Genomic DNA, 6,983 nt, shown 5'->3' on the forward strand with positions numbered 1-6,983 from the left:
CCTTGCCGCAGGCGTGCGCACGCCGATGGGAACGAAGTGCCGCAACGGTACCGAGAAATACACGTTGACGCCGATCGAGCCGTGCGAGGAAACGCCCTAGACACCTAGTTCCCTGGCGAGCGCTTCGGCCATGGCGCGGTTTGTTTGTTGGGGTAGGAACTGCTTGCGCAACACGGGCAAGGCCTCGCGCAGCAATGCCTTGGCCTCTGTGCGATCTTTGTGCCGGGAGAGCAGTGCGGCAAGTTCTGCGCGCGCGACCGAAGGTGCGGTGAGGTTGTTGTTGGCAATCTCGCGGGCCAATACATCGCGGCGTAGCCTCTCGGCGGTGCTCAGGTCGCCACGTGCGGTCGCAAGCGTTGCTTCATGGCGTAGAAACTCGATGAACACCTGATGGGTGGGTGGGACGAACTTCTCTGAGCGTGCGCGCACCTCCGCCAACAGTGGTTCGCCGTTCGCCACGTCCTGCATCGCCACTGCAGCGCGTAGCAGCTGCCAGGTGACATCGGCATGCTCGACGGAGTCTTCCCCGTCAAGTTTGCGTGCGCGTTCCTTTAGCGGCAGCAATCGTGCGCGCGCTTCCGCCGCTTGCCCAGCCTGGATCATCGCCAGTGCCTGCCACTTGCGGGCCCGGCGATACTCCAAGTGGTCCTCGTCGATGCCAGCTTGCTCAAGGATCGCCAGGCTACGTGCGTGTGCGGCCAGTGAATTCGGATAGTCCCCGTAGTCACGGTAGAGATAGCCGATGTTGTACTGAGTGATGGCCTGGTCGAGCGGCCGCATCCCGGCGGCGCGTGACAACTCTGCGGATCGTTCATGCTCGCGCAGAGCCTCGCCAAGGCGACCCATCTGTTGCAGGTTGCTGCCGAGGCTGGAGTAGTACTCACCCAACTGTGCGCCACGTGGCCCGATCGTCTTCTCGTGCATGGCGATGGCTTCTCGCAGCAGCGCTTCGACCTCCCCGGCTTGTAGCTTGCGAATGGGCGCACCGTTGATGGCCTTGACCCAAAGCAAGTCTGCGCGAGCTGGGGCGAGTGCAGGCAAGCCGGTCTTATCGGCGGCGGTCAAGCCCGCCTCGGCAACCTCGAATCCGCGCGCGTATTCGCCGCAGTTGAACAACATGCGTGAATACATCACCGAGGCTTGCGCTGCTTCAGCGGCGGGCACATTGGCCGAAGCCGACAGTGCGGACATGGCCTGCTGCCACTGGGCATCCGCCTGCTTGCAGTCGGTCAGGCTGGTATGTGCCAAGGCGAGTTGTCGATGACCAAGGAAGCGCTGGTATGTGTCATCGGGCGAAAAGCGATCACGCAGCACAAGCGCACGTTGCGCGATAGCGAGGCTTTGCTTGCCGCGTTCCAGCGTGGCAAGTGTGCTGGCGTAGCCATCCAGGTCATGGGCCAGTGCCAGCGCCTCGTCGCGATTCGCCGGCGTGATGTCCTTCAGGCCGGCCTCGAACAGCGTTGCCGAGGTGGTCGCTTCGCCAAGGGCACCATACAGATGGCCAAGCAGGCGCTGGATCGAACTGCGCACCTGTGGTTGCAGGTTGCGCTTCTCGAGTTGCCCGCGCGCCTGGTCCAGCAGTTGTCGCACACTCACTTCGGAGCTCATGGTTTGCGCAGGCGACGCAGCGCCAAGAGTGTCCGTGAGGAACGCCAGCGACGCCCGCGCGCTTTCGCTCTCGCGTTCAGCGATCCGCGCCTGCTCGCGTGCCTCGTGTGCCTGCCATAGCGCCACGCCCGTACCGGCGAGCAACGCCAACGACACCGCGCCGATGGATGCGGCCAGCAGCCGATTGCGACGCAGCCACAACTTCGTGCGATCGGTGCGACCCAGTTTCACCGCTGCGATCGGGCGGTCATCCAGCCAGGCCTTGAGGTCGTTGGCCAACGCATCGGCCGAGGCATAACGTGCTTCCGGGTCGCGCTGCAGGCAGGTCTGCACGATGCGGGCCAGGTTGCCGCGCAGTGCGCGTGTCAGCGAGGCCGGGGTATGTCCGCCGCGCCGCGCGGCCTGCTCGGTGCTGGCCTTGGCGGCAGCGCGGGTCAGCGGTTCGGGCTCGTTCTCCAGTTGCTGCAACTGCCGGGCCACCGGGGTGTCGCGGCTCAGGCCGAAGGGGTGCGAACCCGACAGCAAGCGATGCAGCACCACGCCGAGTTGCCACAGGTCGGTGGCGGTGGTGATCGGCGCATCATGCAATTGTTCCGGCGATGCGTACTCGAAGGTCAGCGCGCGGTCATGGGTGGCAGTGACGTCGCCGGCTTCGAGTTGCTTGGCGATACCGAAGTCCAGCAGCTTCACCCGGCCCTCGCCATCGACCAGCAGGTTGGACGGCTTGAGGTCGCGATGCACCACCAGGTTGCGATGCGCGTACCTGACCGCATCCAGCACCTGCAGGAACAGCATCACGCGCTCGCGCAGGCCGAGCTTGCGCGCATCGCACCAGCGGTCGATCGGCACGCCGTCCACGCGCTCCATCACGAAATACAGCTCGCCCTCGGCGCTGATACCGCCGTCGAGCAGGGTGGCGATGTTCGGGTGCCGCAGGCCGGCCAGGATCTGGCGTTCGCGCAGGAAGCGTTCGCGCGCGGCGGGCGAATCCGCGCTGGCGCGGATCAGCTTGAGTGCGGCTTGTTGCGCATAGGCGCCGTCGCCGCGTTCGGCCGCATACACCGCACCCATGCCGCCGCGGCCGATGACGTCGACGATCTTCCACGCCCCGATGCTGCGCTCCGGCACGACCTCGTCCGCGCTTGCATCACGCGCCAAGGCCTCGCTCCAGCGGGCGGCGTCGCCACCGTGGAAAAGCTCGGCATCTTCGGCCGTATCCGCCCGCAACAGCGCCTCCACCTGTCCGCGCAGGGTGTCGTCGCCGGCGCAGAGTTCGGCCAGCCGTGCCGCACGCAATTCGGTGGGCAATTCGATGATTTCATCGAAGATCGCCCATGCGCGGGGTCCAAGTTCGGTCTGTCTCGAGGTCAAGCTCGACTCCTGCCCCTTCGATCCCCGAGGGCTGCGGTTGCCGGGTGAGGGCGGAGTGTCGCACGGGCGCGGCCCGCGATGCGCGGATGTCCGGTTTGCGCCCTCTACTGCGCATGAATGGACTGCCGCCGACCAGAATCCGGCGCCGGAGCCTGCCATGTCGTTCAATCCCGCACGCAAACTTCTCCTTCCCGCCGTCCTGCGCGGCCTGGCCTTGGGCGCGATCCTGACGCTGCCTGTGACCGCGCCCGCGCTGGCCCAATCGCCCCGCATCGTGCAGTTGGCCGGTTCGATGGAAACCACCTTCGCCCTGCGCGAGGATGGCAGCGTGGTTGGCTGGGGGCGCAACGACAAGGGGCAACTGGGTCCGGACCCAACCCCCGGCAACGTGCCGCACAAGGCGCGCCCGACCCCGATCGCGCTGCCGGGCCGTGCCCGCCAGATCGCCAGCGGCGGCGACAACGGCTATGCCCTGCTCGAGGACGGGCGGCTTTTCGCCTGGGGCAAGGGCGAGGGATTGGGCACGGGTGGCAGCGCCGGTGGCGTCGTACGCCAAGCGGTGGCCGACCGCGGCGCCGGACTGCGTCGGGCCGCAGGCCAGGTGCAGTCGATGGCGGACGAGGCCCAGCGCGCCTCGCGCGGCGATCTGGGCGCGGCCGCCTCGCTGCTGGGCGGACTGCTTTCGCGCAAGGAGCGTGCGGCGACCCCCAAGGCGGCCCTCTCCGCCAACCTGCCGCCGCCGGCGGCCGATAGCGCCGTGCCGATCGAGGTGCCGTTGCGTGACGTCAAGCAGATCTACGCCTACAAGGGCGTGGCGATCGCGCTGATGCAGGACGGCACACTGCGGGCCTGGGGTTCGCGTTCGGCCGGGCGGGTGGGCGATGGCAAGGCGGTCAAGCGCTGGGGCGAAAGCAGCCCGCCCGCGCTCTCGCCAGTGGTGGTGACGGGCGCGGAGGGCATTACCCAGGTCTCGATCGGCGACAAGCACGTGCTGGCCCTGCGCAACGACGGCCGCGTGCTGTCCTGGGGCCTCAACGCAAGAGGACAGCTTGGTCGCCAACCGGTGCAGGAACAGGCGCTGGACACGCCGGATCTGGTGGAAGGCGTGTCGGATGCCGTGCAGGTCGCAGCGGGAGATTACCCGGTGTCGATGGCGGTGCGCCACGACGGCAGCCTGCTGGTCTGGGGATCGAGCAGCATGGCGCACTTCGGCAGCGGCGAGGCCGACAACGGCCGGGGCGAATGGGATATCCATCCGCGCCCGGTGCCGGGCGTGCGCAGCGCGGCGCGAGTGGTGGTGGGCAACCTCAATGCCATCGCCATCCTCCGGGACGGTTCGCTGATGGGCTGGGGCAACACCGACTGGGGCAACCTGGGCATCGGCAAGAAGACAGGCTTCGTGTATTCGCCCACGCGCCTTGCGCTGCGCGACGTCGTCGACGTCGTGGTGCAGTTCGGACGGACCTACGCGATCAAGCGCGATGGCAGCCTCTGGTACATGGGCGTGGGCGACAAGGAAGACTGGCAGTCGCCGCATACCAGCAATGCGTCGCCCATTCCGCTGTCGCTGCAACCCTGATCCGGCACGCCGTGCGCCCGTTCGGCCGGGCGGGCTGGATTGCCTGCGATTCCCGGCATTGTCCGGTGTCGGCACCCTTTTCCGCATAGATACACGCCGGTAGCGAGCCGGCCTTCATCCACAGAGGAGATCCACATGAACATCAACCGTCGTCGCCGGCCCTCCGCGTCCACCCTGGCCCTGGCTCTGCTGGCCGCCATTTCCGCACCCGTACTGGCGCAGGACGCACCCTGCCTGAATCCCGACGGGACGCCGGTTTCGCCCGCACCATCCACCGACCAGGGCAGCGAGCACGGGACCGACAATACGACATGCCACCCGCAGGCGTCGGCCTACGGGCAGGACAACAACGCCAGCGGCTTTCAAAGCAGTGCGTTCGGATTGGCCAACTACGCCCGTGGGAACACAAGCATCGCGATTGGCAATAGCAACCACGCCCTCGGTACCAGAGGCACTGCGCTCGGCTTCAACAACCTTGCCGCCGGTACGCAGAGTACCGCCATCGGCATCATCAACGTGGCCAGCCAAAGCGACACCGTCGCGATTGGCAACTACAACACCGCATCGGCGCTTGGTAGCGTAAGCATGGGCGCTTACAGCACAGTGAACCAGGCCGCCGATTACGCCGTGGTTCTGGGTGCGGGCAGTTCGGCGGCGGATGGCGCCCGCGCCGCCGTCGGGGCCGTGAATGCCGTTGCGATAGGCCGCGGTGCAGCCGCAGCGTCCGCTGATGTGGTCGCCATTGGCCAATACAGCACTGCCGAGGGCGGTCGCGCGACTGCCCTCGGCCATCGCAGCCACGCATCGACGGCCGATTCAATTGCTATCGGCAACAGCAGCAGGGCATCGGGCGCCCTTTCCATCGCCGTTGGCTCGATCAGCATCGCCTCGGGCAACAACTCGACCGCATCCGGCTACAACGCGAGGGCAAGCGGTCTCAACTCCGTCGCGGCGGGCGCGAACAGCAATGCGGGAGGGGCGTCTTCCACCGCCACGGGCGTGAGCAGCGAAGCGCGGGGCAACAACGCCACCGCAACCGGCATGAACAGCCAGGCGCTCGGTTTCGACTCCACCGCGACCGGCCAGGCCAGCCGCGCCGAGGCCAACCTGGCAACCGCCACCGGAGCCTCCAGCAGGGCCGCTGCCGCTGCTGCCACCGCAACCGGCGCCAACAGCCTGGCCTCGGGCGCAGGCGCGACTGCCACCGGCGCGGCCAGCAGGGCCGACGGCGAGGACAGCGTCGCTTACGGCAGGCTCGCCCGGGCCAGCGCAGCCAATTCGGTGGCACTGGGCGCCAACTCCGTCGCCGAAGAGGAAAGTACGGTTTCGGTGGGCAGCGTCGGTCGCGAGCGGCGCATCGTCAATGTCGCGGCAGGCGCTACCAGTACCGATGCGGTCAACGTCAGCCAGTTGACCACGCTCGTCGGCTGGCTGGGCGGGGGGGCCGCCTTCAGCAGTGGCGTGTTCACCGCGCCCAGCTACGTCGTCCAGGGCAGCACCTACAACAACGTCGGCGCGGCCTTCGCCGCGGTGGACAGCCGGCTCACCGCGCTGGGCAGCGGCGGCGGCAGCACTGGCCCGCAAGGCCCTGCCGGCGACAGCGCCTATCAGGTGGCGGTGAACAACGGCTTCACTGGCACCGAAGCGCAATGGCTGGCCTCGCTGGTTGGTCCGCCAGGCCCGGCCGGTGCGGATGGCGCGACTGGCGCGCAGGGTCCGGTAGGTCCCGCAGGTCCGCAAGGCCCCGCGGGCGCGGACGGAACCGGCGGGAGCGGCCTGACCGAAGCGCAGGTCGCCACCATCGCCGGCACCGTGTCGGCCAGTGGCGACGCCACCACCCTGCAAAGCGCACAGGCCCACGCCGATGCCGGCGACACACAGACGCTGGAACAGGCCCGGGCGCACAGCGACAACACCGCAACCGAAACCTTGAACGCGGCCAACGCATACACCGACCAGCGTGTCGCCCAGATCGCGCTGGGCGGTTGGCAGGACGACTTCACTGCGCTGCGCAACCAGATGGACGAGCGCTTCCGCCTGCAGGACCGCCGCATCGACAAGCAGGGCGCGATGACCTCGGCCATGATGAACATGGCGATCAACGCCGCCGGCACGCAAAGCCCGCGCGGGCGCATCTCGGTGGGGGCCGGCTGGCAGAACGGTGAAAGCGCGCTGTCCATCGGCTACGGCAAGCGCATTGGCAAGAGCGGCTCGTTCTCGCTGGGCGGCGCCATGAGCAATGGCGAGAAAACGGCCGGCCTGGGCTTCGGCATGGATCTGTAACGGGCAGTTTCGCCGGGGCGCCCCGGACGCCCATGGAAAACGGTGGGCTAGCTGTGATCTCTCAGTAGGTTGTTCATCCGGGGTGATCCCGGAAGACTGGAGGTGCGAATCAGCCACCCCTCCAGGAGCCCCGGATGAACCT

Annotated in this window: 3 protein-coding genes; 2 read left to right on the forward strand and 1 reads right to left on the reverse strand. The window is 67.7% G+C overall.

Translation table 11 applies throughout. From position 1 onward, the window contains the following. Positions 1 to 96: 96 nt before the first annotated feature. A complete protein-coding gene (locus BW989_RS08315; protein WP_076587178.1) occupies positions 97 to 2,979 on the reverse strand; it encodes a serine/threonine-protein kinase in 2,883 nt (960 codons plus the stop codon). A gap of 157 nt (positions 2,980 to 3,136) precedes the next feature. Here BW989_RS08315 and BW989_RS12420 point away from each other — a divergent pair, with 157 nt between their 5' ends. Both BW989_RS12420 and BW989_RS12345 read left to right on the forward strand, forming a co-directional pair. After that, complete coding sequence (locus tag BW989_RS12420) at positions 3,137 to 4,558, forward strand: RCC1 domain-containing protein (RefSeq protein ID WP_076587180.1); 1,422 nt, start codon at positions 3,137 to 3,139, stop codon at positions 4,556 to 4,558. Positions 4,559 to 4,693: 135 nt separating this feature from the next. After that, positions 4,694 to 6,841: a hypothetical protein gene (locus BW989_RS12345; protein WP_083688397.1), complete on the forward strand. Its 2,148-nt coding sequence runs from the start codon at positions 4,694 to 4,696 to the stop codon at positions 6,839 to 6,841. Positions 6,842 to 6,983: the final 142 nt, after the last annotated feature.

The organism is Solilutibacter tolerans (assembly GCF_900155935.1).
GTDB lineage: Bacteria > Pseudomonadota > Gammaproteobacteria > Xanthomonadales > Xanthomonadaceae > Solilutibacter > Solilutibacter tolerans.